Source organism: Mesorhizobium sp. WSM1293 (genome assembly GCF_000513875.1).
Classification (GTDB): domain Bacteria; phylum Pseudomonadota; class Alphaproteobacteria; order Rhizobiales; family Rhizobiaceae; genus Mesorhizobium; species Mesorhizobium ciceri.
The window spans coordinates 661032-686079 of the sequence record NZ_AZUV01000001.1; the positions used below are offsets into that span (position 1 = coordinate 661032).

At 63.2% G+C, this 25048-nt stretch carries 29 protein-coding genes and 1 tRNA gene; 13 read left to right on the forward strand and 17 right to left on the reverse strand.

The annotated features are described in order from the left end of the window. Positions 1-32 precede the first annotated feature (32 nt). The 3 genes from M729_RS0103270 to M729_RS0103285 all read left to right on the forward strand — a co-directional run bounded on the left by M729_RS0103270 (position 33) and on the right by M729_RS0103285 (position 1012). Positions 33-106: transfer RNA gene (locus M729_RS0103270), tRNA-Gln, on the forward strand. 317 nt (positions 107-423) lie between these two features. Then, positions 424-609, forward strand: a complete 186-nt coding sequence (locus M729_RS0103280; protein ID WP_013530769.1) for a hypothetical protein — start codon at positions 424-426, stop codon at positions 607-609. 196 nt (positions 610-805) lie between these two features. Beyond that, complete coding sequence (locus M729_RS0103285; RefSeq protein WP_013530768.1) at positions 806-1012, forward strand: hypothetical protein; 207 nt, start codon at positions 806-808, stop codon at positions 1010-1012. 91 nt (positions 1013-1103) lie between these two features. Here M729_RS0103285 and M729_RS0103290 read toward each other — a convergent pair whose 3' ends face one another. Further along, positions 1104-1346, reverse strand: a complete 243-nt coding sequence (locus M729_RS0103290) for a hypothetical protein (RefSeq protein WP_027160739.1) — start codon at positions 1344-1346, stop codon at positions 1104-1106. Between the two features lie 281 nt (positions 1347-1627). Here M729_RS0103290 and M729_RS0103300 point away from each other — a divergent pair, with 281 nt between their 5' ends. Then, on the forward strand, positions 1628-1945 hold the full coding sequence (locus M729_RS0103300; protein WP_027160740.1) for a hypothetical protein: 318 nt from the start codon (positions 1628-1630) through the stop codon (positions 1943-1945). Positions 1946-2226: 281 nt separating this feature from the next. On the opposite strand, the gene M729_RS0103305 is transcribed toward M729_RS0103300, so the two are convergent. After that, complete coding sequence (locus M729_RS0103305) at positions 2227-3699, reverse strand: hypothetical protein (protein ID WP_027160741.1); 1473 nt, start codon at positions 3697-3699, stop codon at positions 2227-2229. A gap of 311 nt (positions 3700-4010) precedes the next feature. Continuing rightward, positions 4011-4880, reverse strand: a complete 870-nt coding sequence (locus M729_RS0103310) for an NmrA/HSCARG family protein (protein WP_027160742.1) — start codon at positions 4878-4880, stop codon at positions 4011-4013. Positions 4881-4983: 103 nt separating this feature from the next. Here M729_RS0103310 and M729_RS0103315 point away from each other — a divergent pair, with 103 nt between their 5' ends. The 4 genes from M729_RS0103315 to M729_RS0103330 all read left to right on the forward strand — a co-directional run bounded on the left by M729_RS0103315 (position 4984) and on the right by M729_RS0103330 (position 7634). After that, positions 4984-5868, forward strand: coding sequence for a LysR family transcriptional regulator (locus tag M729_RS0103315; RefSeq protein ID WP_013530764.1), 885 nt, complete (start codon positions 4984-4986; stop codon positions 5866-5868). 110 nt (positions 5869-5978) lie between these two features. Further along, positions 5979-6158, forward strand: a complete 180-nt coding sequence (locus M729_RS1000000138735; protein WP_024501614.1) for a hypothetical protein — start codon at positions 5979-5981, stop codon at positions 6156-6158. Between the two features lie 130 nt (positions 6159-6288). After that, a complete protein-coding gene (locus tag M729_RS0103325) occupies positions 6289-6534 on the forward strand; it encodes a DUF982 domain-containing protein (RefSeq protein ID WP_013530762.1) in 246 nt (81 codons plus the stop codon). Between the two features lie 98 nt (positions 6535-6632). Further along, positions 6633-7634, forward strand: coding sequence for an aldo/keto reductase (locus M729_RS0103330; protein ID WP_027160743.1), 1002 nt, complete (start codon positions 6633-6635; stop codon positions 7632-7634). A gap of 57 nt (positions 7635-7691) precedes the next feature. Here the strand turns inward: M729_RS0103330 and M729_RS0103335 are convergent, their stop codons facing one another. The 6 genes from M729_RS0103335 to M729_RS0103360 all read right to left on the reverse strand — a co-directional run bounded on the left by M729_RS0103335 (position 7692) and on the right by M729_RS0103360 (position 13491). Beyond that, on the reverse strand, positions 7692-8180 hold the full coding sequence (locus tag M729_RS0103335) for a GNAT family N-acetyltransferase (RefSeq protein ID WP_027160744.1): 489 nt from the start codon (positions 8178-8180) through the stop codon (positions 7692-7694). A gap of 79 nt (positions 8181-8259) precedes the next feature. Continuing rightward, complete coding sequence (locus M729_RS0103340; RefSeq protein WP_027160745.1) at positions 8260-10245, reverse strand: AI-2E family transporter; 1986 nt, start codon at positions 10243-10245, stop codon at positions 8260-8262. Positions 10246-10397: 152 nt separating this feature from the next. After that, positions 10398-11486 carry a D-alanine--D-alanine ligase family protein gene (locus tag M729_RS0103345; RefSeq protein WP_027160746.1) on the reverse strand — a complete coding sequence of 363 codons (1089 nt, stop codon included), beginning with the start codon at positions 11484-11486 and terminating at the stop codon, positions 10398-10400. Between the two features lie 24 nt (positions 11487-11510). Then, positions 11511-12128: a C39 family peptidase gene (locus M729_RS0103350; RefSeq protein WP_024501618.1), complete on the reverse strand. Its 618-nt coding sequence runs from the start codon at positions 12126-12128 to the stop codon at positions 11511-11513. Between the two features lie 233 nt (positions 12129-12361). After that, on the reverse strand, positions 12362-12877 hold the full coding sequence (locus M729_RS0103355) for a hypothetical protein (RefSeq protein WP_027160747.1): 516 nt from the start codon (positions 12875-12877) through the stop codon (positions 12362-12364). A gap of 185 nt (positions 12878-13062) precedes the next feature. Then, a complete protein-coding gene (locus M729_RS0103360) occupies positions 13063-13491 on the reverse strand; it encodes a VOC family protein (RefSeq protein WP_013530756.1) in 429 nt (142 codons plus the stop codon). Positions 13492-13809: 318 nt separating this feature from the next. On the opposite strand from M729_RS0103360, the gene M729_RS01000000134620 reads away from it, so the two are divergent. Further along, positions 13810-14112 (forward strand): hypothetical protein, encoded by a 303-nt coding sequence (locus M729_RS01000000134620; RefSeq protein WP_245267533.1) that lies wholly within the window; start codon positions 13810-13812, stop codon positions 14110-14112. Here M729_RS01000000134620 and M729_RS0103370 read toward each other — a convergent pair. From M729_RS0103370 to M729_RS0103380, 3 genes are all read right to left on the reverse strand, one after another. Next, on the reverse strand, positions 14089-15288 hold the full coding sequence (locus M729_RS0103370; protein ID WP_032807972.1) for a PLP-dependent aminotransferase family protein: 1200 nt from the start codon (positions 15286-15288) through the stop codon (positions 14089-14091). The genes M729_RS01000000134620 and M729_RS0103370 overlap by 24 nt on opposite strands. Before the next feature lie 173 nt (positions 15289-15461). Then, the gene (locus M729_RS0103375) at positions 15462-15914 is read right to left on the reverse strand and encodes a GNAT family N-acetyltransferase (protein WP_027160749.1); all 453 of its coding nucleotides are present in this window, start codon (positions 15912-15914) and stop codon (positions 15462-15464) included. Between the two features lie 64 nt (positions 15915-15978). Next, complete coding sequence (locus M729_RS0103380) at positions 15979-16731, reverse strand: pyridoxamine 5'-phosphate oxidase family protein (RefSeq protein ID WP_027160750.1); 753 nt, start codon at positions 16729-16731, stop codon at positions 15979-15981. Positions 16732-16766: 35 nt separating this feature from the next. On the opposite strand from M729_RS0103380, the gene M729_RS0103385 reads away from it, so the two are divergent. Continuing rightward, positions 16767-18203: a PLP-dependent aminotransferase family protein gene (locus M729_RS0103385; protein WP_084652564.1), complete on the forward strand. Its 1437-nt coding sequence runs from the start codon at positions 16767-16769 to the stop codon at positions 18201-18203. A gap of 71 nt (positions 18204-18274) precedes the next feature. Here the strand turns inward: M729_RS0103385 and M729_RS0103390 are convergent, their stop codons facing one another. Beyond that, on the reverse strand, positions 18275-18745 hold the full coding sequence (locus M729_RS0103390) for a hypothetical protein (protein WP_245267534.1): 471 nt from the start codon (positions 18743-18745) through the stop codon (positions 18275-18277). Between the two features lie 118 nt (positions 18746-18863). Here M729_RS0103390 and M729_RS0103395 point away from each other — a divergent pair, with 118 nt between their 5' ends. Next, positions 18864-19463, forward strand: a complete 600-nt coding sequence (locus M729_RS0103395; RefSeq protein WP_027160753.1) for a DUF922 domain-containing protein — start codon at positions 18864-18866, stop codon at positions 19461-19463. Between the two features lie 166 nt (positions 19464-19629). On the opposite strand, the gene M729_RS0103400 is transcribed toward M729_RS0103395, so the two are convergent. Together M729_RS0103400 and M729_RS0103405 are read right to left on the reverse strand one after the other, a co-directional pair. After that, entirely contained in the window at positions 19630-20688 is a 1059-nt protein-coding gene (locus M729_RS0103400; RefSeq protein WP_027160754.1) for a Gfo/Idh/MocA family oxidoreductase, read from the reverse strand. Between the two features lie 49 nt (positions 20689-20737). Then, entirely contained in the window at positions 20738-21442 is a 705-nt protein-coding gene (locus tag M729_RS0103405) for an SDR family oxidoreductase (protein ID WP_013530747.1), read from the reverse strand. A gap of 127 nt (positions 21443-21569) precedes the next feature. On the opposite strand from M729_RS0103405, the gene gcvA reads away from it, so the two are divergent. Further along, on the forward strand, positions 21570-22466 hold the full coding sequence (gene gcvA, locus M729_RS0103410) for a transcriptional regulator GcvA (RefSeq protein WP_024501630.1): 897 nt from the start codon (positions 21570-21572) through the stop codon (positions 22464-22466). Positions 22467-22472: 6 nt separating this feature from the next. Here gcvA and M729_RS0103415 read toward each other — a convergent pair whose 3' ends face one another. Next, on the reverse strand, positions 22473-22934 hold the full coding sequence (locus tag M729_RS0103415; protein ID WP_024501631.1) for an Lrp/AsnC ligand binding domain-containing protein: 462 nt from the start codon (positions 22932-22934) through the stop codon (positions 22473-22475). Between the two features lie 127 nt (positions 22935-23061). Between M729_RS0103415 and M729_RS0103420 the strand changes: the two genes are divergently transcribed. Continuing rightward, a complete protein-coding gene (locus M729_RS0103420; protein ID WP_050596169.1) occupies positions 23062-24057 on the forward strand; it encodes an ornithine cyclodeaminase family protein in 996 nt (331 codons plus the stop codon). A 365-nt stretch (positions 24058-24422) separates the two neighbouring features. Here the strand turns inward: M729_RS0103420 and M729_RS0103425 are convergent, their stop codons facing one another. Beyond that, positions 24423-25040, reverse strand: coding sequence for an XRE family transcriptional regulator (locus tag M729_RS0103425; protein ID WP_024501633.1), 618 nt, complete (start codon positions 25038-25040; stop codon positions 24423-24425). Positions 25041-25048: the final 8 nt, after the last annotated feature.

Consider the following 25048-nt stretch of genomic DNA (forward strand, 5'->3'; position numbering starts at 1 on the left):
AACCGGCTAGGGGTGGGGCGCAACGTGCATTTTCCCGCTTCGTCTAATGGTAGGACAGCGCCCTTTGAAGGCGTGAATCGAGGTTCGAGCCCTTGAGCGGGAACCAGCAACCAAGCGCTTGGCTGGTTCGGAGCCGCGCGCAGACTGGCCAGCCGGCTTCAGCACATTAGCGCGCGCTTGTATTTCACTCGAAGCAGGATCATCATCCAGGCCGTCAGTGGCTTGAAGGGGTACAGCGCATGGAACTGAGTTGCTTTGACGGGGGCGTCCTTGCGTCGACGATGTCCCTGAACGTCACGGCGGTTTTCATGATAGTGGCCGCATTTGCCGCATTTCGGCTGGTTGCAATGTCAGGCGAAGGTTCTGTCGACCAACTCCAGACGGCGTAGCCGGCAGAGAACCTCCCGTGCAGGAGAACGGCATATGGCCGCGAGAAAGGTGATAGCCGTCAAGGACTGGTCTTGCGGCATGAGCGACGAGCTTGGCCGCGTCGTGCTGACCATCAACCCGACCGAGGGTGAGCCCATCCTGGTTTTGATGACAATTTTCCAGGCGGCAAGGATGGCCGGGGAATTGCGAGCGCCGAAACTCGTCTCCATACCCCGGTGATGCCACGCCCCTGGTAAGGCGGATCAAGCTCGCCGGGGCAGCCCCAACGCCCTCCCCGGCGAGCCCTGTTGCTCCGTTACGATGAACAATGGAGCAATACTGCTTTACGGATCCGGGCGCCATCAAGTTGCATCCGGCTCCTGAAACCATTTCGCGGACACCGCGTTGACCACCGGGCCGACACAGGAGACATCTCATGACCGTCAACTGCCGCATATCGATCGACAACCGGCCGGAGGCCACGGACGCGGTTTTTCAGGCGGTTCCGCGGATCGGCGAAAGCGTTGCGCTGTCGATCGATGGAACCACGCAGGATCTGCGGGTATCGCGTGTCGTGCACGTCACCAATGGCAGCCTGGAAGGTGCCGCGATCGTCGTCGAAGTGACGACCAACATCCTCTGAATCGAGAGTTATGGTCCGCTGGGCCGGCCGGCACCGCGTTGCGGCGACCGGCAGCCTGAAAGGACTCGAGCGGCTCACGCGCGGTGACCCGCTACTCCTTGCCGCTTTCGGAAATGCCGTTGCCGCCGGCGGTTGGCAGGATGCCGAAGTCTTGCGACTTCGTCCCTTGCTCCGCCGTCAGGAAGCCATCCGCGGCGAGACCGCGCCGCAACAATTCCCTCACGGCGGCCGAACGGCTCGGCATGCGCTTGTCGAAGCGCCAGTTTTCCAGTGCCGCCAGTTCGTCTGACGTCAGCATGATCTGCAACCGTTCCGGGCGTTCCAGTTCAGTCATCGCGCTTCCCTCGCTCAGGACCACGAATACATCGAATGAGTATTCAACTCACTTACCTCATAATTAGGAAGCCGCTCCTAGCACGTCAAGACCTCGGGATGGGTGAACTGCTTCTTATGCTCAGGATGGGCCTCATGCGTATTCGGCGTAAGGAACACACTTGCATAACTATGATAACTATTTGATTTGTTTGGATATTATTTAATTAGTGACTTGCCAGGGCGATCCCCCTGCCGCATTGTGCAATGTGAACAGAAAACCGTTCCCTTTGGGAGGTTTCGATGCGGTATGATTACTCGGCGCGACTGCGCGATGACGTCCGTTCAGCGGTCCAGATCGCCTTCAGGAAGACCGGCATCGTCAGCATCACGGCAGTGGCGGAGCATGTAAGGGTCAGGAATTTGGCCGAAAACGTCGCCCTCGAGGACGTCGAACACCTTGTCTTCCAGGCAGCCCAGCTGATTGGCGCCGCAATTGAATTCGACGGGCTCACCAATTTCGACGGCGTGGCTGGTCTGTTCGTGGATGGCCTCGGCGGTGACGAGGGCGAGCACGTGATCGCCCAACGCGACAGGCCTGGTCCGGCCACCCTGCAGTAGGGCTGTTCCGGCCGAACGCGCATTTGTCCCGTACCGGTCAGCTAGTGCATTCACCCAGAGCCGGTCGTGTCACAGAGCCTGGTGCCGCGTCCGCGGTCACCGGCAACAGAGCGACTAGGACAATGGCGGGATGCGCATGGACGGTCTCCCATTTTCTACTTAGCCCATCATAGGGCCGATTCGATTTGCCAAGAATTTCTTGCATACGGAAAATGTAAGGGCTGTTGATCGCTAGAATCCATACATAACATGCGGGCTGATTTTGAGGTGCACTTAGAGCGCTACTCAATTCCAAATCGATAAACTACCTTGCCGCCGTTTTGCGGTTTTTTGGCTTTTGTAACCTTGCCATCCTTGAAGATCAGATATTTTCTCGGATGATCGTTCATCGAAAACTCGTAGGATATCATCGCAGTAGCATATCCTTTGAATCTCCTGATCTCGGCACTGAAGACGGGCTCGTCAAAAACCTTTACGATGCCATTTTTCGTGGTAGTCAGAATTGTCAGGCCTGCTGCGTGATTGCCGGTAATCCCGTGATCCCTGCCATCTTTGCCGACACACCGAACACCCTTCATGTCGAATAGGTAGTCGTCGTCGCCATCTCCGTCGATGTCCTCGATCGTGAGAAAATTATCCTGGAAAGACACGTCCTCGTTGGTGTCGCATAGCTGCATTGCTGCGAGAAAGGGATATACGGGCTGGGGTAGGTGCATCAACGGAGACGGTCCAAGCGAATCGGCCGGTGCGGCAGCACCCGCCACAAACTTCTTGAGCTTTGCGCGCAGTTCATCTCCCGTCCCGGAATTGTCGCCGGTCAACCTCTGGAGGTACATGCTCACCGCCGTGAGGGCCATTCCTTCGATGGATACGTCAACGGGCTTATCCGGCACTTTGATACAGTTCGCCGATTTGCCGGATGCATCACCGGCCATGTATTGGACCCGGAACTGATTATCGGGTGTCATGGCATAAACAGCCCACGCGTCCCGGGCACCGTAGAGCAAGAAGCTCGCAGACGTGTTGGAGTGGACGCCGGAAAGATCAGGCTTCCACTCTGTCATGCCATCTCGCAAGGTCAGCTGAGTTAAATTGCTGAGCGACGGGAAAACACGCACTGCAATCGCCCTAGGAAATTCGGGCGCCGGTGCTTTGCATGTGGATTTTTCGAAATCAAAATTGGGTTCGACCGTTAAAGGGGCGTCATCAGTGATAATCTTTGGTGCGTTCTCATCTTCCTTGTTCTTCGTAAACATCTGCGCCAGACGAGAGCGGATCGCAAATTCGTTTCCGCTATCATCGTTCGCCAGCATTTCCGCGTATTGCTTGAGGATCGTGGGAGGCATGTCGTTCACCAAGGCAATCTCGGGGGAGGACGGCAACACCTCACAGGTCTTCGTATCCGGATCGCCAAGCATATATTGAACCACAAAGCCTATGGGTTTCCCGCCTTTCTCCGTCACACCAAAGACAGCCCAACCATCCGCCACCGCCATCGCTTTGGCGGCCAACAGACGGTACCTTTCCATATTCTGGAATGACCTCTCAAAGCCGCCCTTCGGGTCGAACAGAACTAGCGTGTCTGTACCGTCGATCCTTGGGTAAACTCTGGCTTGCAGGCTGTTTTTGAAGCCGGATGCCTTAGATACGCAGGAGGATTGCGGAAAGCTGGCATTTTCGGTCGCGTTGGTTTGGGCAATCGATAGACATGGCAACGACAATAGAACGGCCGCAGCAGCCCAAAATCTCTTCATTTTTATCCCCCAAGTCAGTAAACATTCAGAATCATGAAAGCGTGCATGTCAACGGCTCCACTTCAAAATTCCTGCGATTGACTGGTGCTGCGGACAATTGGGGTGCCCCAACCTAGCGGATTGATTCCAACGTTTGGTGGCTGCGCCTGACGGCGGCGAAGATTTAGTCTGGATCGGGCCCGCCAGACGAAGAGTCGCGGTTCCTGATTGTGCTCTTTGATGAAGCGATGGCGGACCTCGCCACAGCTAGGCGCCCTCCTCAAAAGGCCGCCCTGCTGTTTCTGAACCGGGTGATGACCGGAGCCGTTCCGTCAGGCAGAGCCGGCGATTTGTGAGGCGAAGTCGCGATAGGGACGCAGAGGGCGGCCCAGAAGCGCGGTCAGGCGCTCCACGTCGCCGGCGTCGGGCAGCATGCCGTCGGTCAGGAACCGTTCGCCCATCAAGCGCATGTCGTACGCCATCCAGGCAGGCAGGAACTGCTTGAGATTCTGCTCGAAACCTTCGGTGTTGTCGCCGCCGTAGCTGATCGGCCGGGCGAGCACGTCGGACCAGATGGCCGCGATATCCGTCCCGGTCAGTGTCTGCGGACCGACGAGGTTGATCCGCTCGAGCGCAAGCGGCTCCGCGGACCGTTCGCGGCGCAGCAGCTCGAGAGCGGCGATCTCGGCGATATCACGCACGTCGACCATGGCGAGACCTTTGGCGCCGATCGGCATTGTGTAGGTGCCATAGCCGGTGATGACGTCTTCGATCATCAGGTCGTTCTGGATGAAATAGGCCGGGCGCAGGATCGTAGCCTGGAAGCCCATCTGCTCGATCATTCGCTCGACGCCGAACTTGCCGGCGAAATGCGGCACGTTCACATACACGTCGGCATGGATCACCGAGAGATAGACGATCCGCTCGATGCCCGCCGATCGGGCGACGTTCAGCGCGACCAAAGCCTGGGTGAATTCGTCCGGCACCACGGCGTTCAAGAGGAACAGGGTGGAAACGCCGGACATGGCTTTGCGCAGTGAATCGACATCGAGAAAGTCGCCTTGCGCGACCGATACGCCCGCCGGGAAGCTGGCTTTCGACGGATCGCGGACGAGAGCACGGACGTCGGCGCCGCGCTTGACGAGGTGCTCGACGACTTGGCGGCCAACATTGCCTGTGGCGCCGGTAACGAGGATGGTCATGGAATTTCTCCTGTTGGGTTGCTTGACAGGCCCAATATGTGTGGCTCACAAACACTCAAACAGACCGAAATTTTAGACGCACCGTCTCACTGGTGGAACACCTATGGATATTCTGGCCCTCACCGATTTCAACCTCGTTGCCCGCCATGGCGGTTTCGGCAAGGCGGCACGGGCCACCGGCCGGCCCAAGGCAACCCTGTCGCGGCGCGTTGGAGACTTGGAAAGCAGCCTTGACCTGCGCCTGTTTGAACGGGGTGCGCGTAACCTGAAGCTGACCGAGGAAGGACGGGCGCTTTTCGAGCGGACGGGGGCGTTGCTTGCCGAACTGGACGAGACGGCCGCGGCGATCGCCTCGGGCGGTCAAAGACCCAAGGGAAGACTGCGGATCAGCGCGCCCCTGCTTTTTTCTCAGACCGCGATGGGGAGGATCGCCGCGGGATTTGCCCTCAAATTTCCGGAGGTGAGGCTGGAGGTCACGACGGAGGACCGGGCTGTGGACATGATCGAGGAAGGCTACGACCTGGTAATCCGGGTCAACCCGGATCCCGACGAAAGCTTGGTCGGACGGGCGTTTCTCCGCGACCGGCTGGTCGTCGTGGCGAGCCCTCACCTTCCTCGCACCGGTGGACCGGCCCCTGCCGTTGCGCGCGGGAAAGGCGAACGGCAAACATGGCACGTGAAGACCGAGGGTGGCCGGTCGACGATCAAAATCGAGCCGGTCCTCGCTTTGGGAACGCTCATTATGGTGCGCGATGCGGTGCGAGCGGGGGTCGGTGCGGCACGTCTTCCCATTTCGTTGGTGGCCCACGATTTGGCTGACGGCACGTTGGTGAATTGGGGGGACATCGACGCCCCTGAGATCGCTCTTTGGACGCTCTACCCCTCCCGGCGGCTGCTCAGCCCGCGCGTGTCGGCGTTCCTGGATTTTCTGAAACAGGCCTTCCCGAACGGGACGCCGGACGAACTGGCCGCCTATATCGGCAGGTGATGCCCGGCTGCTTTCGCCGGCAAGAACTTTTATTTTTGGCGGAAGGAGTTTGCGGTGGAACAAGTTGGGGCGACGGCAATTACCTTGTCGCCCTACAAGAGGAGGACGTCGTGAAAGACTTGCGCAGTCTCCTTGCCGAACTGTCAGCCAACTGGCTCAAGCGCCGCAAGGCGCAGGCGCCCACGACCGTGAACACGGTCAAACCCCGCCCTGCCCACCAGGCGACGCGGCAACGCGCCGCCCACAAACCCAAAACACCGCCCACCCGCGACGTCGCCTCGAACATGTGAGCCCCGCGGACAATGTGGGGCCCAATGCCGCTGGGGGTATCGGCAAGCTATCACGCCAGATTGATTGGTAGCGACGAAACCTTGAGCGGACGTAAGCGTTTATTGCTTCAGCCCAATTGAGGTGGTTCCAATGCAAACGGCATGGTTCTCCAAACCTGTGGCGGTTTCGGTCGGCGTCACCGGTTCCATCCATCATCTGTCCAACACACAGCAGGCCATTGATTTGCTCACCACACATTGGCGTGACGCAGGCAGCCCGAAGCATCGGTCCGCACTGCGCGCCTGCCAGCGGGCGACGAGCGGCGATGTTGCCCCCGACGTCGCCAGGGCGGCGCTCGTCGAAGCAGCGCGCGAAGCCCACATCCTGATCGAATAGCCACATCCTTATCGAATAGCCACATCGTGATCGAATAGGCGTATCGATTGAACCTGCTGACGCTATAATCGCTGCGCCCCCTCCGGAGAACGCCTGCCATGACCCTGAAAACACGCAAGCTCGGCAGCCAGGGGCTGCAGGTCTCGGCCATCGGCCTCGGCTGCATGGGCATGAGCCAGTCCTATGGCCCGGCCGACGAGGCCGAATCCATCGCCACGCTGCACCGTGCCATCGACCTCGGCTGCACCTTCCTCGACACCGCCGAAGTCTATGGCCCTTACGACAACGAAGCCCTGCTCGGCCGGGCATTGAAGGGCAAGCGCGACCAGGTGACGATCGCCACGAAATTTGGCTTCCGCATCGAAAACGGCAAGCAGACCGGAACCGACAGCCGGCCCGAGCACATTCGAGAGGCGGTGGAAGCCTCGCTCGGCCGCCTCGGAACCGACCGTATCGACCTGCTCTACCAGCACCGCGTCGACCCGGCGGTGCCGATGGAGGATGTCGCGGGCGCCGTCGGCGAACTCGTCGCGCAAGGCAAGGTGCGCTTCTTCGGCCTGTCGGAAGCGGGTGCAGCCAACATCCGCCGGGCGCATGCCGTGCATCCGGTGTCGGCGTTGCAGAGCGAGTATTCGCTGTGGGAGCGCAATCTGGAGCCGGAGATCATCCCGCTGCTTGGCGAACTCGGCATCGGCCTGGTGCCGTTCTCGCCGCTCGGCCGAGGGTTTCTCACCGGCCAGGTCAAGCGTGCGGAAGACTATCCCGACGGCGATTACCGCCGCAACGACCCGCGCTACCAGGGCGAAAACTACGACGCCAATGTCGAGGCGGCCGCCAAGGTGAGCGACATCGCCGCTGCCCGCGGCGTCAAGCCCGGCCAGGTCGCGCTGGCCTGGCTGCTGGCGAAGGGCGACGGCTTTGGCATCGACATCGTGCCGATCCCCGGCACCAAGCGCAGAAAATACCTGGAAGAGAACGTCGCCGGCGCCGCGATCAAACTCGATGCCGCCGAGATGGCCGCGCTCGACGAAGCGCTCGCGCCGGGAAAAATCTCCGGCCCGCGCTACACCGAGCGGGGCATGGCGATGGTCGACCGGTAGGGGGCGCCTGCTCCAGCGTCCGCGACAATCTCGCCAAGCTCGTTCCGAATAGTGACGCTAACGAAAGCCCAGATGCTTCCGATAGCAGTGGGTTTCCACGGTGAACCTGCCGGCGACATCATCCGGCAGCCAAAGTGCGTCTTCGAAGCTGCGGTTCAAGCGCCATCCTTCGCGGGCATAAAATCTCTGCGCGCGGACATTTCCCGCCGTGCAGAAAAGCTCGGCCTCCGCCACGCCCTGTTCGCACAAGAGATGCTCGGCATAAGACAGCAGATCGCGGGCGGTTCCGCTTCCCCGTGCCTGCGGGCTTACATAGAGTTTGACCAGCTCCGCCCCGTTTATCGAGACGAAGCCAAGCAATCCATCGGCAGCCGCCACATGGAAGGCATCGGTGGATTGCTCCAGCCACAGCGCAAAATGCGCCGGCGTTCGGTACGCCAGGATTTCGGCTGGAACCAGATGCGCATGGGCATCATGCCAGCCCTGATGCCACAGTTGCACGATCGCCGACCGGTCGGCTTCCTGGGCGGGGCGAATTTCGAGCATTTCTCACCGCCGACGGGTAGCTAATCCGTAAGGCCGCGCGGAGGGCCGCCTGGTTCCATGGGCCTTCCGCCGATTTCGGTCAACCCGCCGCTGCCGCGGTAACCTTCTTGGACGCGGCCCGCTGTCGCCGCATGCGCCGTTTGGCGACAAGCTTGAGCGCGACCGGCGGCTCGTTTGACAGCGCGCCCAGCACGGCGTCGACCATGCCATGCGCCACGAAATCCGCGTTCATGTCACGCGCCAGTTTGCCCGCCGTCTCCTTGTCCTCGCTGTCGGCCTCCGACCAGAACACGATTCCCACCCGAAGTGCGGCCTTCGCACGCTTCAGCCGGCGGACCAGAAAGCGGGCGTGCTTGATGGAATCCCGGTTCAGGAATCCGACCACGACGGTGTCGACGGTTTCGAGCTCAAGGCGGCGAATGCCGGCGGATTCCATATCGGCAAAGCTGGCTTTCGACACCGTCGCGCCCTGGACCTCCAGCACCTGCGCCAGCATCGCGGCAGCGGCGTCGTCGAGCTCGCCACGCCCCCCGGCGCAAAGCACGGACATATCCGTGCCATCGGGCAGTTCGGTCTCGTCCTCCCCGCCGGGATCGTCATCGTCGCTCGCCTCTGCGGCCACGGGCGGCCCCTCCTCCTCGCCTGCCTCCTCCTGCGCGCTGTCGTCGAGATTGGCGACCAGCATCAGGGCACTGGCCGCCACCTGCCGCCTTTGCAAATCGCCCATGACGCCGCGCACACGGTCCTGTTCGCCCAGCAGAAGCGCCGGAATGGCAACCTTGTCATAGAATTCGACCAGATATTTCTCCTCCAGCATCTCCTCGGCATGATCGGTGGCTTCTTCCGGATCGCCGGCCAGCAGCCGCTGGTACAGGCGCGCATGGGGTTCGAGCACGGGCTCGTTGCCGAACAGCACGTCCAGGAATTCAAACTGCGGCACGTGCCTGCCCAGCACCACCAGGCAGACAGTGAGCGGCGTCGACAGGATCAGCCCGAGCGGCCCCCAGAGCCACGTCCAGAAAATCGCCGCGACGATGATCGCCAGCGGCGACAGTCCCGTTCGCGAACCGTAGAGCCAGGGTTCGATGACATTGCCGGTGATCAGTTCCATCACCACGAACAGGGCGGCTGTCCACAGCACGAGCGACCAGCCCGGTGCCACGGCCAGCGCCAGGAACAGCGGCAAAAGCATGCCTATGATCGGGCCGATATAGGGAACGAAACGCAGCGCCAGGGCCAGCAGCCCCCACAGCAGCGCATTGGGAATACCGAGGGCCCAGAGCCCGATCGCGATCGGTATGGCGTAGACGATGTTGACGACCAATTGCATCAAGAGATAGCGGCCCACCCGCTTGGCGGCATCCTGAAGCGCCTCGGTGGTGCGGTGGAGGTCGCCGTAGCCGACAAGCCGGATGAAGCGGTCGCGCAGATCCTCCCGCTCGAGCAGCATGAAGATGACGACGACGATGATCAGCCCGGCCGACCCAAGCGGGCTGATCAGCGGCCCGACGACATTCTGCAGGACCTGAAGCGGCCTTTCGTGCGCGACGATCTCGACGGGCACCGGCTCGCGCGGCGGCTTTTCCGGGGTGGCGGCCGGCAGCGAGGGGTCTTGCCTGTCGATCTCCTGGCCGACCCGCTCGACCACCTTGCTCAGTCTGGCAAGAATCCCGCCGCCGACCCCGGTTTCCTTGAGCGAGCGGATCTTGGTCAGGATGTTGGTCTGGTAGACCGGGATGTTCTGCGCCAGTTCGCTGACCTGCGTGGCGACGATGAAGGAGAACAGGCCAAGCGCCGCGAAGGCGCCGAGCACGCTGGCGATGACGGCGGCAATCCGGGGAATGCCGAGCTTTTTTAGCGCTGCGACAAGCGGCGCCAGTGCGAAGGTCAGCAGCAGCGCGATGGCGATCGGCAGGAAAACTTCGCGCCCGAAATACAGTGCCGCCACTGTCGTGACGATGGCCGCCACATTGGGCAAAGAGGTTCGCGGATGGGGCGCGGCCGCTGAAAGGGCGTCCCCCAGCCCATCAGCCGGAGACGCCGTGCCGTTTCGACGATTGGCCACGTGATGCCTCCCTGCCAAATGCCATGATCGGGCATATAGAGCGGACGTGCAACTTTAGCCAACGATGAAATACGCCTCGCTCACAGGCAATGATCCGGCCCGCACCGGCCGCTCCCGAAGGGCTAAATGGAAGTCAGGCTCGCCCGATCGGATCAGCGCGCCGCATGCCTGGCCAGCGCGTGCTCGATCAGCACGTCGATGGTCTGGCTGTAGCCGATGCCTGAGGCGGCAAGCGCCTTGGCATACATCGAGATGTCGGTGAAGCCGGGAATGGTGTTGACCTCGTTGACAAGCAGGCTGCCGTCGGCGCGCAGGAAAAAATCGACGCGCGCCATGGCTTCGCAGCCAAGCGCCTGGAACGCCTGCCGCGCCATATCCCTGGCCTTTTCGGCCACATCGGCCGGGACATCGGCGGGCACCTTGACCAGCGCGCCGTCGGCATCGAGATATTTGGCCTCATAGGTGTAGAAGCCGTGCTTGCCGGCCGGAATGATCTCGCCGGGCAGCGACACCGTCAGCGACCCGTCGGCGCGCTCCAGCACCGAGAACTCGATCTCGCGGCCCTCGACGAATTCCTCGATCAACACTTTGCCGTCGTAGCGGAAAGCCGTGTCGATGGCCTGCTCGAAGCCGTCCCTGTCATTCACCTTGCTGACCCCGAAGGACGAGCCCTGGCGCGCCGGCTTGGCGAAGAAAGGCAGGCCGAGCGTCCCGGCAATCTCCTGGAAGGAATGCTTGCCGTTTCGATGCACGGTGACGGAGCGGGCAACCGCCAGTCCCGCCTCGCGCATCAGCCGCTTGGCGACGTCCTTGTCCATGGCGGCGGCCGAGGCGAGAATGCCGCAGCCGACATAGGCGACATCGGCGACCTCGGCATAGCCCTGCACCGAGCCGTCCTCGCCGAACGGCCCGTGCAGCACCGGGAACACGACGTCGATGGGGGGCAGCTCAGGCTGCGTACCATCCCGCGACACCGCAACCAGCCGGCCCTTGCCGCCGGGCAACAAAGCAACCTCCGGGCCGTCTTCGGAGGCCGGCGCCCCTGCCGCCTCATCGCCGATCGCCGCGGCGCGATCGAGTTGTTGCAGCAGCCACCTGCCGCCTCGCGAAATGGCGATCGGCACGATATCGTAGCGCATGCGGTCGATCGCCTTCAGCACATTGGCGGCCGAAAGGCGCGACACGTCGTGCTCGGCCGAACGCCCGCCATAGAGGATGGCCACTCTTGTCTTGTCGGTCATCAAAATCCCTCGACTGTCAAAAAATCAAATGGCGACGGCAATGCCGCGATTGGCAAAGAAGCGGTCGAAATCGGCCGGTGACAACACTGCGTCTGCCTGTGTGGCGGGCTCATGGCCGGACGGGTTGTGAAAGCGGAAACCTTCGTCGGATGCCGCGGTGATCAGCACCAGATGGCCGCCCTTCGAGGGCGGCTCGCGCTCGGGCCAGCGGATCGAGCTGCTGACCGACGCGATGAAGAAGCGCGTCCGCTGCATGATCGCCGGAATGTCTGATGTGGCGACATTGGTCATCACCTCGGCGCGCAGGCCGAAAGCTTCCTTCACGAAGCTGACGAAGGGCGCGTAGATCAGCCCCTTGATCGATCCCTCATTGACGACATAGCCGCCATATAAGGTGCAGCGCCTGGCAAGCTCGATCGTCGGCACGATCTCGCCGCGGCTGGCCAGGATCATTTTAAGGCAGGCCATGCCGCAGATGTTGGCGGCCCAGATTGCGTATTCATCGAGGGTCTCCGCCCCGGATCGCCTCCACAGCGGATCGCGCCTGAGCGCAACATCCGCGCCGTCGGCGAGCACGTCCAGCGTCATGTCAGGCGTTTCCCACTGGCTGAAAAACGGCACGGTTTCAGGCGGCGGGCTCATGCGGTCTCCTCGGTCGGCTGGTTCCATCTCGTATACGAGGATACGAGATGGATGAAAAGCCGTGACATTCAGTGGCGCGACCCAGAAGATGTCATCTTCCGTTTCGGTCAACCATCGCTGACATCCGGGGTTAGCGGAAGCCTCTCCCGCCTTCGTCATCCACAGGCGGAGCAGGAGCGAAGCTCCGTCGCGGAGACCCGAGGATGACGAACGTGGTGAATGCTGCGCGCCGCCTACTCGGCCTTCGCCCAGCCGAAAACCAGCCACGCATATTTCGATTTTTCGTAGGGTTCGACAGTGTAGGTCATCTGCATGTCGCCGTCCTTGGCGTAGATATCCAGCCGGGGCGCCGTATCCAGCTCGAGCCACGCCGAACTCTTGCTGAACGACCAGGTTCCGCACCAGACGCAAGGCCCCGACGTCGGATCCCCGGGCTGGTGAAAATTGTAGCGGCCGTCCGCCGTGATCTCCAGATAATCGAACGCCCCGTAAAACGCGGTCACCGTCTGCTGGAACTCACTGGCGGCCGCTTCCTGTTCCGGTGTCGGCGCATCCTTCATATCGCGCGGCGGCCGGATGGCTCCGCCGTTGAGTTTCCATTTGCCGACAAAATCCTTCTCGGTCGGAAGATATTCCTCCTGGGCCTGCGCCGATGAAATATAAGCAAAGGATGATATACTTGTGAGGCCAACGGCCCCGATCGCAAATAGAAGCATGGCGGCACAGATCGCCCTTGCTGGGTTTTGCATAAAAAAATATCTCCACGGGGGGTAAGGGGAGTTTTATTGAAAATTTGTGGCGGACGTTGCTTCGGGACCGATTCCCACCCGCCATTTGCACGGTTAGCATCGGGGCCACCGATCTGGCAACGCAAGCAACTTCTCTCCGGCATCGCCCATGCACCCGCGATCCCGGCCGGCTGAATATCGGCAGCTTAGAAGGTGATCTTCACCGAAGCGGCGCTGCGACGATGCGGGCCGTGATGGACGGCCTCGATGTTGTTGCCGTCCGGATCGAGCAGGAAGGCGGCGTAATAGCCGGGGTGATAGGGCCGTTCGCCCGGCGCGCCATTGTCCGTGCCGCCGGCCGCCAGCCCGGCCTTGTAGAAGCCGTCGACCATGGCGTGGTCCCTTGCCTGGAAAGCCAGGTGATGGCGGCCGGTGAGTTTTCCCTGTGCGGCCCGGCTGTCGGCAGTGGAGACAAACAGTTCGTCGGCCCAGAAAAAGTCGGCGCCGCTACCTCCGATCGGGACATCGAGCGCCTGCAGGACCGCCTCGTAGAAACGCCGGCTGGCCGCGAGGTTTCTGACCACCAGTTGGATGTGGTCGATGAGCCGGCCGCGATGCAATTCCTGGGTTTCCATGAAAACGCCTCCTCGTGTGGGTTCGAATTTAGGTTGGGATAGGGCGTCGTCAATGCGGATACTTCCCAGCAAACAAAGGGCCCGCCGGGAGGGGATCCGGCGGGCCTTTGGAAAGCATGTCTAGCCTTCAGGGGTCTGAGGGGGGATCAGACCTGGTAAGAACCTTTGTTGGCCGCGGAGGTTCCACCCGAACAAAAAAATTGCCGATGGCCCGTCCGCGGAATTCAAGCAGTGGAGGCGATTTCTTCGCGAGACCACTCACAGTTTGGAACTTTCCGCTCGCAACCGGGTTTGGTGGCGCGGTGGGAGGAATTGCGATTGGATTGTTTTCAGAGGCTCGAAGCGCTGGTCGACAGCGCCGGTGTCGACGATATCGAGGAAGCAACCGCTCTGCTGCGCCGGTTCAAGGGCAGGTCGCGCCAGGTCGCGGCAGCCATCGACGAATTCATGCTCGATTTCATGACCTTGGTCTTCGTCGTCGAAAACGGCGAAGAAGGTTTCGAAAGGCCGGTCCGCAAGCTCGCTCGCACCAGGCTTTCAAAGCTTGAGCGGCTGGTGACTGTAACGGCGGAGGAAAAGCCGGCTTCCAGCGCCGGCCTATCCCTTCAGGATGGCGGCTAGCCTTGGAATGCCTTCGCTCACCGCGCGCCGGTCGGCGAGCGTGAAGGACAGCCGCAGCGTGTTGCGCCCGGTGCCATCGGCATAAAAGGCGTTGCCCGGCACGAAGGCGACCCGCGCTTCCTTCACCGACCGAGCCAGAAGCTCGGTGGCGTCGGCCCCTTCCGGCAGTGTCACCCAGACGAACATGCCGCCTTCCGGGCGGCTCCAGGTCACGCCTTCGGGCATGTGGGCTTCCAGTGCCGAGAGCAGCCCGTCGCGGCGCTCGCGATAGGCGTCGATGAGTTTTTCCACCTGGCCTTCGAACACGGCTTCGGCGACGCGATGCATCACCACCTGGTTGATCGACGGGCTGTGCAGGTCCGAGGCCTGCTTCATCAGCACCAGCTTCTCGACAATGTGGCGCGGCGCGCACACCCAGCCGACCCGCATGCCCGGCGACAGGATCTTCGAGAACGAGCCGCAATAGAGCGTGCGCGCCTTGTCGATGCCGCCGGACCGGGCACAATCGAGCGCCAGGATCGGCGGCTCGCCCTCGCCGTCATAGCGCAGCGCGCGGTAAGCGGCATCCTCGATGACGGCGATGTCGAGTTCGCCGGCAAGGTCGAGCACCGCCTCGCGCTGCTCACGGTTCAGCGTGTTGCCGGTCGGGTTGGCGAAATCCGGCACCAGATAGGCGAATTTGGCCTTGCCGCCATTGGCGGCCGCCGCCGCGCGATAGGCATCGGGCGTCATGTTGCCGCCGGCCGGGGTCAGCCGGTCGTAGCGCGGCTCATAGGCATTGAAAGCCTGCAGCGCGCCGAGATAGGTCGGCCACGTCACCAGCGCGGTGTCGCCCGGCGACAGGAACAGCTTGCCGAGATAATCCAGCGCCTGCTGCGAGCCGGAGGTGATGAAGATGTTGGCCTCGTCGCAGGCGACGCCGAGCTTGCCCATCTGCCCGGCGAGCCAGCGCCGCAACGGCAGATAGCCTTCCGAGACCTGGTACTGCAGCGCAGCGCCCGCCTCGGCGCCACCCAGCACATCGGCATAGGCGTCGCGGATCGCCTCGGCTGGGAACAGCGCCGGATCGGGAATACCGCCGGCAAACGAGATGATGTCCGGCTGGTCGAGCAGCTTCAGCAGCTCGCGGATTTCGGACGCTTTCATGCGCGACGAGCGCGAAGCCAACAGGTTCATAAGGGTCACGGCACGCCTCCCCGGACGCTGCATAGGTCAACTTGACTGACCTATATCCCCTCTTGGCCGCGAATTGAAGTGTGCCTGAACGGTTTCCCGAATGCGCCAGCGCTGGCGCACTGCTCGAACGCCGCGAGCAGTTCCACAAAAGTGTTGCAGCGTTTTCCGACCGCCTAAAGGCTCTTCTTGTAGCCGAGATGGCTGCCGGTGAAGCCGAGGCTTTCGTAAAAACGATGCGCGTCCGCCCGCCCCTTGTCGGTGGTCAGTTGGACGAGGCTGCAGCCGCGCGCCCGGCACGCGTCGATCGCCCATTCGATCATCTGCCTGCCGATGCCGTCCGAGCGCCTGTGGCCGGCGACCCGAACCGCCTCGATCTGGCCGCGCCACGCGCCCTTGCGCGAGAGCCCGGTAAGGAAAGATATCTGCAAGGTGCCGACCACCTCGCCGCCATCCACGGCCACCGCCAGCAGCTGATTGGGATCGGCGTCGATGGCGTTGAAAGCGTCGACATAACCTTGCGCCAGCGGCAAGGAAGCGTCCTCGCGGCCGGCGCCAAGCGGGTCGTCGGCCAGCATGGCCACGATGTCAGGCAGGTCGGAGGCTTGCGCACGGCGGAAGGTGATCATGGTGTCGAGATATCGCGAGGCGGCGGCAGCGGCAAGATTTGAATACGTTCCCACTAGGCGCGGGCTAAACTTCGCCCTCATAAACCCGCTGCGCCTGCGTCAGCGCCTCATCGAGCCGCGCGCCCTCGGCATATCCAGCCAGGTTCCGCGGCCGCTCCATGTCAGGCATCAGCCTCGGACACGGCTCGGCGGCGCCGACCACCATCCGCACCGGGATGACGCCGGCCCAAACCGGATGCCCGTAATCCTCCTCGTCGTCGCCGACGCCTTTGGCGCGCACCTTCGCCGATGCCTCTTCAATACGCATGCCGATCACCGTCGTCGCCTTGGCCTCCTGCGCCGAGATCGGCCGCAGGGTCTCGCTCCGGCCGGGATAGAAACGGTCGACGACGCCGGCCAGCGCCTTCAGTTTCTCCTGCGGCTCGTCGACGATTCGCGCCGTGCCGAAACACATCGCCGAGCGGTAGTTGGCCGAATGGTTGAAGCCCGAGCGCGCCAGCACCAGCCCGTCGAGATGCGACACCGTGAGACAGGCCGGCGTGCCGCCGCGCAGATTGCGCAGCATGCGGCTGGCCGACGAGCCGTGCCAGTACAGCATGTCGTCCTCGCGCCAGTGGATGGTCGGCGTGCAATAGGGCTGGCCGTCGAACGTATAGGCGACATGGCACAGCAGCCCGGCATCCAGCACCGCGAAGACTGCCGCATGGTCATAGCTGCCGCGCTCGTGCAGGCGCTTGACGCGGTTGCGGCTGGTGGTCGGAAAACTGGCTGGCGTGTCGTTCACGGCTTGCATCCTTGGTTGTCGTCTGCCAAGCATGCGCCATGACATTGGTCGATAAAAGAACCAATCCTATGAAGAAAAACCGGACCAATTTTCCGGATTGGTCGGCGCTGATCCCGGTCCTGCCGGGCGACGGCCCGCGCAGCCGCGAGCTCTATGCGGCGCTCAGGCGGCTGATCGAGACCGGCGCGCTGGCCACCGGGGCGAAACTCCCGACCACCCGGGATCTCGCACAGCGCTTCGGTCTGTCGCGTTCGGCGGCGGTTGCCTGTTTCGAAATGCTGATCTCGGAGGGGTTTGCGGTCGCCAAGGTCGGCGCCGGCACCTTCGTCGCGCCTGATGTGCCGCATCTGCCGCTGACGCTGATCAAGCCGCGTCCAGCGGAGATCGAGGTCGCGGCGTCGCTACCTTGCGGCCTTGGCGTTGCGGTCTCCGATCCGCGCACGCTTGATATGTTTCGCATCCTTCTGTCGCGCCACCTCACCCGCCCCGGACCGGAGCATTTCCGCTATGGCGATCCGCGCGGCGGCCTGCCGCTGCGCACGGCAATTGCCACCTATCTCAGGACCGCACGCGGCGTGCGCTGCGACGCCGGCCAGATCGTGCTGACGTCGGGCACGCAGCAGGGGCTCGATCTCCTGGTGCGTGCAGCACTTCGTCCCGGCGATGCCGTCTGGATCGAAAACCCCTGCTATCCCATGGCGCACGCCGTGCTGGCCGGCAGCGGGGCCACGGTTTTTGGCGTACCCGTCGACGCGGAAGGGCTCGATCCCGAGATCGGCGAAAGCCTGTGCTCCAAGGCGCGCGCGGCCTATGTCACGCCCTCGCATCAATATCCGCTCGGCGTGACGATGACGATGCGCCGCCGTCTCGCTTTGCTCGACTGGGCGCGGCGCAACGATGCCTGGATCATCGAGGACGACTACGACAGCGAGTTCCGCTATGCCGGCCCGCCGCTGACTTCGCTGCAGGGCATGGACGGCTCGGGCCGTGTCGCCTATCTCGGCACCTTCTCGAAAATCCTCTTCCCCGGCCTGCGCATCGGCTATGTCGTGGTGCCCGAAGCGCTGCTCGATGCCGTGATGGCGGTCAGGGCGCGCTCCGACCGCTTCCCCTCGACGCTGGCCGAAGGCGCGCTGACCGACCTGTTGAACGAGGGCCATTTCGCCGCGCATCTCAGGCGCGTGCGCCGCCGGGTGCAAGCCGCGCGCGACGTGCTGGTCGCCGGCCTCGAGACGCATTGCGGCGATGCCCTCGAAGTAATCGTGCCCGAACAGGGGCTGCACTTGATGGCGACGCTGAAGCACGCCGGGCCGGACACGGCGATCGTCGAGGCGGCGAAGGCGGCAGGTGTCGGCGCCAGGGCCTTGTCCTCGATGTTCATCGGCGGGGCGTCCCGGCAAGGCCTGGTGCTGGGTTTTTCCGGGTTTTCGGACGAGGAACTGATGGCCGCGACGGTACGACTGGGTGGGGTGATGGGCCGCAGTCCCGGCCGCCAAACTACCTGATCCTGCTCAAACAATCCTAGGGCGAAGCAGGAGCGCAGCTCCGTCTCGGAGGCCCTCGGATGACGAAGTCCTCAGCCGCACTGCGCCAGCACCTTGCCGATGGCCGCGCTTGAACCCTTCAGCGGAAAGCTGATCTCGCCATATTTGGCTGAACTGACCGACACATCGCCCTTGCCGCGCAACAGGTCGAGCAGCGGATCGGCTTTCGCCAGGTTGACCACGAAGTAGTTGTACATGGCCTCCAGCTGCAGCGCCTTAGTTACCGTCTTGCCGTCGGCCTTGAACGCGAACGAACCGCTGATGCCAGGCTCCAATTGCTGGCCGTTGGCGCCGAGATCGTAGCTCAGCACCGGCGTGTCGAAACAGGTCAGCATCAGATACGCATCGCCTTTCGGCCCGCCGCAGACCGAGGCCGTCAGCACGCTGCCGCCCTCGTCTTCCTCCATCCTGGCGCTCCAGCCGCCGCACGACGCGGCAAACGCCGGTTGCGCGGCCTGCAGGACCGCTACCGCACCGGCGACGACGAGATGTGCAACTCTCATGGCTCCCCCAATTGACTGCCTTCAGGGCATTTGCAGCGCCCGTCGCCAGCATATAGGAAAAAGCGATCCGATGGCATTGCCCCTTGCGGCAGCCGGTCCTGTTTCGCGGAGAGTTGGATTGAGAGCCTGCATTCGCCTGTGTCTGTCCTTTGCCGCCCTGCTGGCCTTGCCGCTCACCGCTCATGCCGAGTGGAAGCCGGTCGAGAAGATCGAGCCCTACGCGATCTCGGGCCAGTCCGGCGCCGAACTCTACCGCTCGATCGGCGAGAAAGGGCCAAAGCTCGGCATTGCCCGCGCCATCGCCTACACCAATTTCAAGCTGACCTGGGGGCTAAGGGATTACAAGCCCAGCGGCAAGGACTGCGTGCTGACGGCCGGGCGGCCGAAGCTGATCGTCACCTACACTTTGCCGAAACCCTCCCGCTCCCTGCCGCCGGCCGTCCAGAAGAACTGGGACACCTTCATCGCCGGCGTCGCCGCCCATGAGAAGGTGCATGGCGCCAGCATGGTCCAGATGGTCCACGACATCCAAGCCGCGACGGACGGCCTGACCGTCGCCGACGATCCCGAATGCAGCAAGACCAGGGCCGAGGTGGTCAAGCGGCTCGACGCGATCTCGAAGGCGCGGGTGCAGGCAAGCCGCGACTTCGACCGTATCGAATTCGGCAATGGCGGGAATTTGCAGAAACTGGTTTTTTCGCTCGTGACCGGCCCCTGAAGCCACCTGACACGGATCAGGAGGCGGGCACTGATGACTTACCAGGCGCAGCAATTGAAGCTGCCGATCTCCCCCCTTGCGAGGGAGATGGCCGGCAGGGCAGAGGGGAGTCTGACAGAACTCGGCCCCTTCCAGCTACTGCGGTATGGGCGCGAGGTGCGAGCCCTCACCGCGTTTCCGCGTTCGCTCTCAGCTCCGCCCGCTTCTCGTCCGACACCACGGCCAGATCCAGCACCTTCTGCAATTCGGCCGCATGGCGGAAGGACGGTTCGGCCTGCACGCCCGTGCGCACCGCGTCAGTGAAACGCTGGTAGTTGGTCTCCACCGTGCCGGGGTCGCGCTCTTCCCATATGGCGTTCTCGACATTCTCCCCCACGCATGCCTTGAGCGTCGAACCGTCGAGATTGTGCACCACTTCGATGCCGCCCTTCTCGCCATAGATGCGCAGACGCAGTTCGTTGAGATGGCCTGTTGCCCAGCGGCTGGCATGCACCACGCCGAAGGCGCCGTTGGAAAAATCCAGCGTCATGGCGAAGCTGTCATTGGCGTCGAGTCCGTAGTCGCCGATGCGGTTGCCGGGCGCCTTGTCGAAGGCGCGCAGCCGGCAGAATACATGGTCGATGTCGACGGCTGCGCCATAGCTGGCGAAATCGAGGATGTGGATGCCGACATCGCCGAGCACGCCATTGGAACCGTGGCCGCGCGACAGCCGCCACAGCCATTTCGGATCGGTGCGCCAGTCGCCCCAGAATTTCGACACCAGCCAGCTCTGCAGATAGGACGCCTCGACATGCCTGACGGTGCCGATCTCGCCCGCTTGCACCATCTGGCGCGCTTTCTGCAGCGCGGCCACATTGCGATAGGTGAGGTTCACCATGTTGACGATGCCGGCAGCCTCGGCGGCATCGGCCATCTCGGTCGCCTTGCCGAAGTTTTCGGCCAGCGGCTTTTCGCACAGCACCGGCTTGCCGGCGGCGATCAGCGCCATGGTGGTCGGGTGGTGGATGCGGTCGGGCGTGACATTGGCCACCGCGTCGAACTCGCCCCATGCCAGCGCCTCCTCCAGTGCGGTAAAGCGGTTGGGAATGTCAAAGCTGTCGGCGAACTCGCCGACCCGCGCCGGATCGACATCGACCGCGCCGACAATGTCGATGCCCTCGATGGCGCTGAAGCGCCGGGCATGTTCCTGCGCCATCCAGCCGGTGCCGAGTATCAAAAGCCGCATTATTTGCTCCTTGGGGTGAGATGCCGGAATCCCCTCCCGGCCGACGCCCTCAAATAGCGCGTATAATGCCGCCGTCGACCCGGATGTTCTGGCCGGTGATGTAGCCGGCGCCCTCCGACGCCAGGAAGGCGATGGTCGCGGCGACCTCTTCCGAAGTGCCGTAGCGCTGCATCGGCACCGAGTCGCGGCGTTCTTCGGTGGCCGGCAGGCTGTCGATCCAGCCGGGCAGCACATTGTTCATGCGCACATTGTCGGCGGCATAGGTGTTGGCGAAGATCTTGGTGTAGGCGGCAACGCCGGCGCGGAACACGGCGGACGTCGGGAACATCGGGCTCGGCTCGACCACCCAGGCCGTCGAGATGTTGATGATGGCCCCACCCTTCTGCTTGACCATCTGGGGTGCCACGATGCGCACCGGCCGGATGACGTTGAGGAGGTAGACGTCCATGCCGGTGTGCCATTGCTCGTCGGTGATCTCGAGGATCGGCGCGCGCGGCCCGTGGCCGCCGCTGTTGACCAGCACGTCGATGCGGCCATAGCGCTCCAGCGTCAGGTCGACGAGGCGGTGCAGATCGTCGTTCGACTGGTTGGAGCCGGTGACGCCGAGCCCGCCAAGCTCCTTGGCCAGCGCCTCGCCCTTGCCCGAAGAGGAAAGAATGGCAATCTTGAAGCCGTCCGCCGCCAGCCGCTTGGCCGCCGCCGCCCCCATGCCGCTGCCGCCGGCCACCACCACAGCTACTTTTTCTACACTCATCGGATTTCCCTCTCAGGGTTTGCGGGCACCGCAAGCGGTGTTTTCGGGAGTTGAGCGTCGATATAGCTGGTTTTCCCCGTCGGTTCGAACCAGAATGCCTGAAATCAACCTGTAGAAAAACTACTGCATGCCCGAAACCTTCCTCAGCTTGCCGCCGTTGAATGCGCTGCGCGCCTTCGAAGCCTCGGCGCGTCATCTCAACTTCCGCATCGCGGCCGAAGAGCTCAACGTCACGCAAGGGGCGGTCGCCCAGCACATTCGCGGGCTGGAGGCCGATCTCGGCACGAAGCTGTTCGAGCGGCTGCCGCGCGGCCTGGCGCTGACCGATGAGGGCCGCGCCTATGTCCCCAACATCCGCCGCGCCTTCGACCTGATCTCGGAGGCGACGCTGCTGCTTCGTCCCGAGCCGGCGCGGCTGACGATCAGCGTGACGCCGAGCTTCGCCACCAAATGGCTTATCCCGAGGCTGCACGACTTCGTCGCGCACAACCCGCTGGTCGACCTGCGCGTGCTGGCCAGCGAAAGCCTGTCGAGCTTCCAGGCCGACGGCGTCGACATCGCGGTCAGGCAGGGCCGCCCACCCTTCGGCGCCGGGCTGGTCGTCGACCTGTTGTTTCCCCAGCAGATCGTCGCCGTGTGCAGCCCGGCCCTGCTGCCGGCCGGCGCGATCGAGATCGCGGCCTCCGAAATCCAGCACCACGTGCTGCTGCACGATGCCCACAATCTGTGGCCGGAATTCATGGAAAAGGCGATCGGCCTGAAGATGACGACCGAACTCAAACGCATGCGCTTCAACCAGACCGGCCTCGCCATCGACGCGGCCGTCGCCGGCCAGGGCATTGCGCTGGCCAGCCGCTTTCTCGTCGCCGCCGAACTCGCCGCCGGCCGTCTGGTTCAGCCCGTCAGCGGCGAAATGCGCGGCACGCAGGATTTTTATGTCGTGATGCCGAGAAAACAGCGCCACCCCGAGCCGACGCAGGCCGTGCGGCAATGGCTGCTCGATGCAGGAGAAAGGCCAATCTAGATCGGCCTAGATCGGCAGCAAGGCGTCGGGTTTCACATTGGCAATCGAGGCGTAGGTGTGCGTTTCCCGAACCCCGGGCAGCGGCAGGATGACCCGCTGCAGGAAATCCTGGAACATCGCCATGTCGGCGATGCGCGCCTTGACCAGATAGTCGAAGCCGCCGACCACCATGTGGCACTCGATGATCTCGGGCGCCCGCAATACGGCCTCGGCGAAGCGGTCGAAGACATGCGGCGCCGTGTGGTCGAGCCGCACTTCGATGAAGACGAGCTGCGCCTGTCCGATTTTGGCCGGATCGAGCACGGCGCGCACCGCGCGGATAAACCCGTCGGCGAACAGCCGCTTGACGCGCTGCGCCGCCCCGGTCGGCGACAGGCCGACCCGCCGGGCCAGATCGAGCGTCGTGCGGCGGCCGTCCTCCTGCAACAAACGCAGCAGCGAGCGGTCGATACGGTCGAGATCGTCCATTTCAGGATTCACGCTTTCTGAGCCGAACACGCGTGATAATCACGCCAAAATAACAAAAACAGCATATTTCATCACGCCGATAGATCGCAATACCGTTGTCGTGCAACCGACAACGAAAGCGGATTCCATGACATCAGCGATATCCACCTCCCGCAGCGCCCAGGCCAAGGGTGACACGCCCGTACTCATCCTGAGCGAGGCCGAGGTGAAAACCTGCATCGACCTGCACGAGCTTCTCGACGTGCTCGCCGGCGGCTTCAAGGCGCTGTCCGGCGGCAAGGTGGTCAATCCGGGACGGCCGCAGCTCGATATTCCGCAGGTCGGCTATTCGCTGGCGATGTCGGCATGGATGGCAGGCATGCATCTGACGGTGAAGATCGTCAACGTCTTCGAGGGCAACGTCGCCAAAGGCATCCCCAGCCACCTCGCCACCATCCATCTGTTCGACCCTGAGACGGGCATGCCGGTCTGCGTCATGGACGGCACCTATATCACCGCAGTGCGCACCTCCGGCTCGGCCGTGCTCTCGGTGCGTGAACTCGCCCGCCGCGACGCCAAGGTCGCGACGGTGATCGGCGCCGGCGTGCAGGCCGGCCAGCATCTGCATCTTTTGCCGCTGGTGCGCGACTTCGCCGAAATCCGCGTCGTCTCGAAGGAATTCGCCGATGCGCAGGCGCTCGCCGCGCAATATCCCGGCGTCGTTGCCGTCGCCGATATAGAGGCCGCGGTGCGCTCGTCCGACGTCGTCTGCCTGGCAACGCATTCCTATGCGCCGGTGATCTCGGCCGACTGGGTGCGGTCCGGCAGCCACGTCTCGTCGGTAGGCGTCGCCCCGCCGGGCGGCGAGTTGCCGGTCGAGCTTGTCGGGCGGGCCAGCCTGTTCGTCGAGACCAGGGATGCCTTTGCCCCGACGCCGGTCGGTTCCTGCGAACTGGCGGGCATTGATCCGCAAACCGGAACCGAGCTTGGCGAAATGCTGCTCGGACTGCGGCCGGGACGGGTCAGCGCCGATCAGGTCACCGTCTACAAGGCCATGGGCGTCGCCATGGAAGACATGGTGGCCGCGGACCTTGCCTACCGCGAGGCGGTTCGGCGGGGAATGGGGCGTGTGGTTGCGCTGTAGCGGAGCCCCTCGATTGTTGAAGCCAGCGCCGCCCGTCGATAGGATCGTCCTTCTCCCCGTTCACGGCAGAGCTATCGCATATGGAATTCCTGAGATGTCTGCCCGGCACGCACCCCCACCCCTAACCCCTCCCCGCAAGGGGGAGGGAGACTTCCGTTGGCGCCGACCTGCGCAAATCCCCTGTCTTTTCGGCGCCAAAGAAGAATTAGAGGCACGCGGCAGCGTTCCCTCCCCCTTGTGGGGAGGGTTAGGGTGGGGGTCCATCTTCGCAAGAATCCTTATGCGATGGCCCTGCCGTTCACGGGGGAGAAGATGGCGGCGCCAGATGAGGGGGCGGCGTAATGTCGGGAAATTAGGGCCCGCCCCTACCCCTCCACCGTCTCCAGCACACTCAGCAGCGTGCCTTCCATGTCAGGCTCGTCGCCGGAGCAGACGCACAGCATCTCGGCGTCGCCCTCGCCCACCGAGAGATAGGCGTGGCCCATGGTGGAATCGATGTAGACGCTTTCGCCCTGTTTCAGCCGCACCGGCGCGTACTGGTCGGTGTGCAGTTCGATCTCGCCCTTGAGCACGATCAAAAACTCCTCGCCGGCATGCCTGGTCAGCGGACCGAATTCCTGCGGCGTGCGGGCGCGTGCATAGGCGTGGATCGGTACCATGCGCTTGCGCACCAGGTCTGTGGCCAAATAGCGGTAGTCGTAGTTGCGGGTCAGCTGGCGCAGCGTGTTGGACGGCGAGGTCACCGAACGACGGGTGCGCGCGGACGGCTGCTTGCGGTCGCCGCTGAGCAGTTCGGTGACATGGATGCCCAGCCCCTCGCAGATCTGCAGCAGCTTGTCGTAACTCAACGACATCTGGTCGTTCTCGACCTTGGACAGCGTCGACACTGCGACGCCGGTCAGCGTGCTGACCTCCTGCAAGGTCCAGCCATGCGTCTTCCTCAAGCCGCGCAGACAATCACCGAGGTTCGGTTGCTCCGACATCGTCAGCT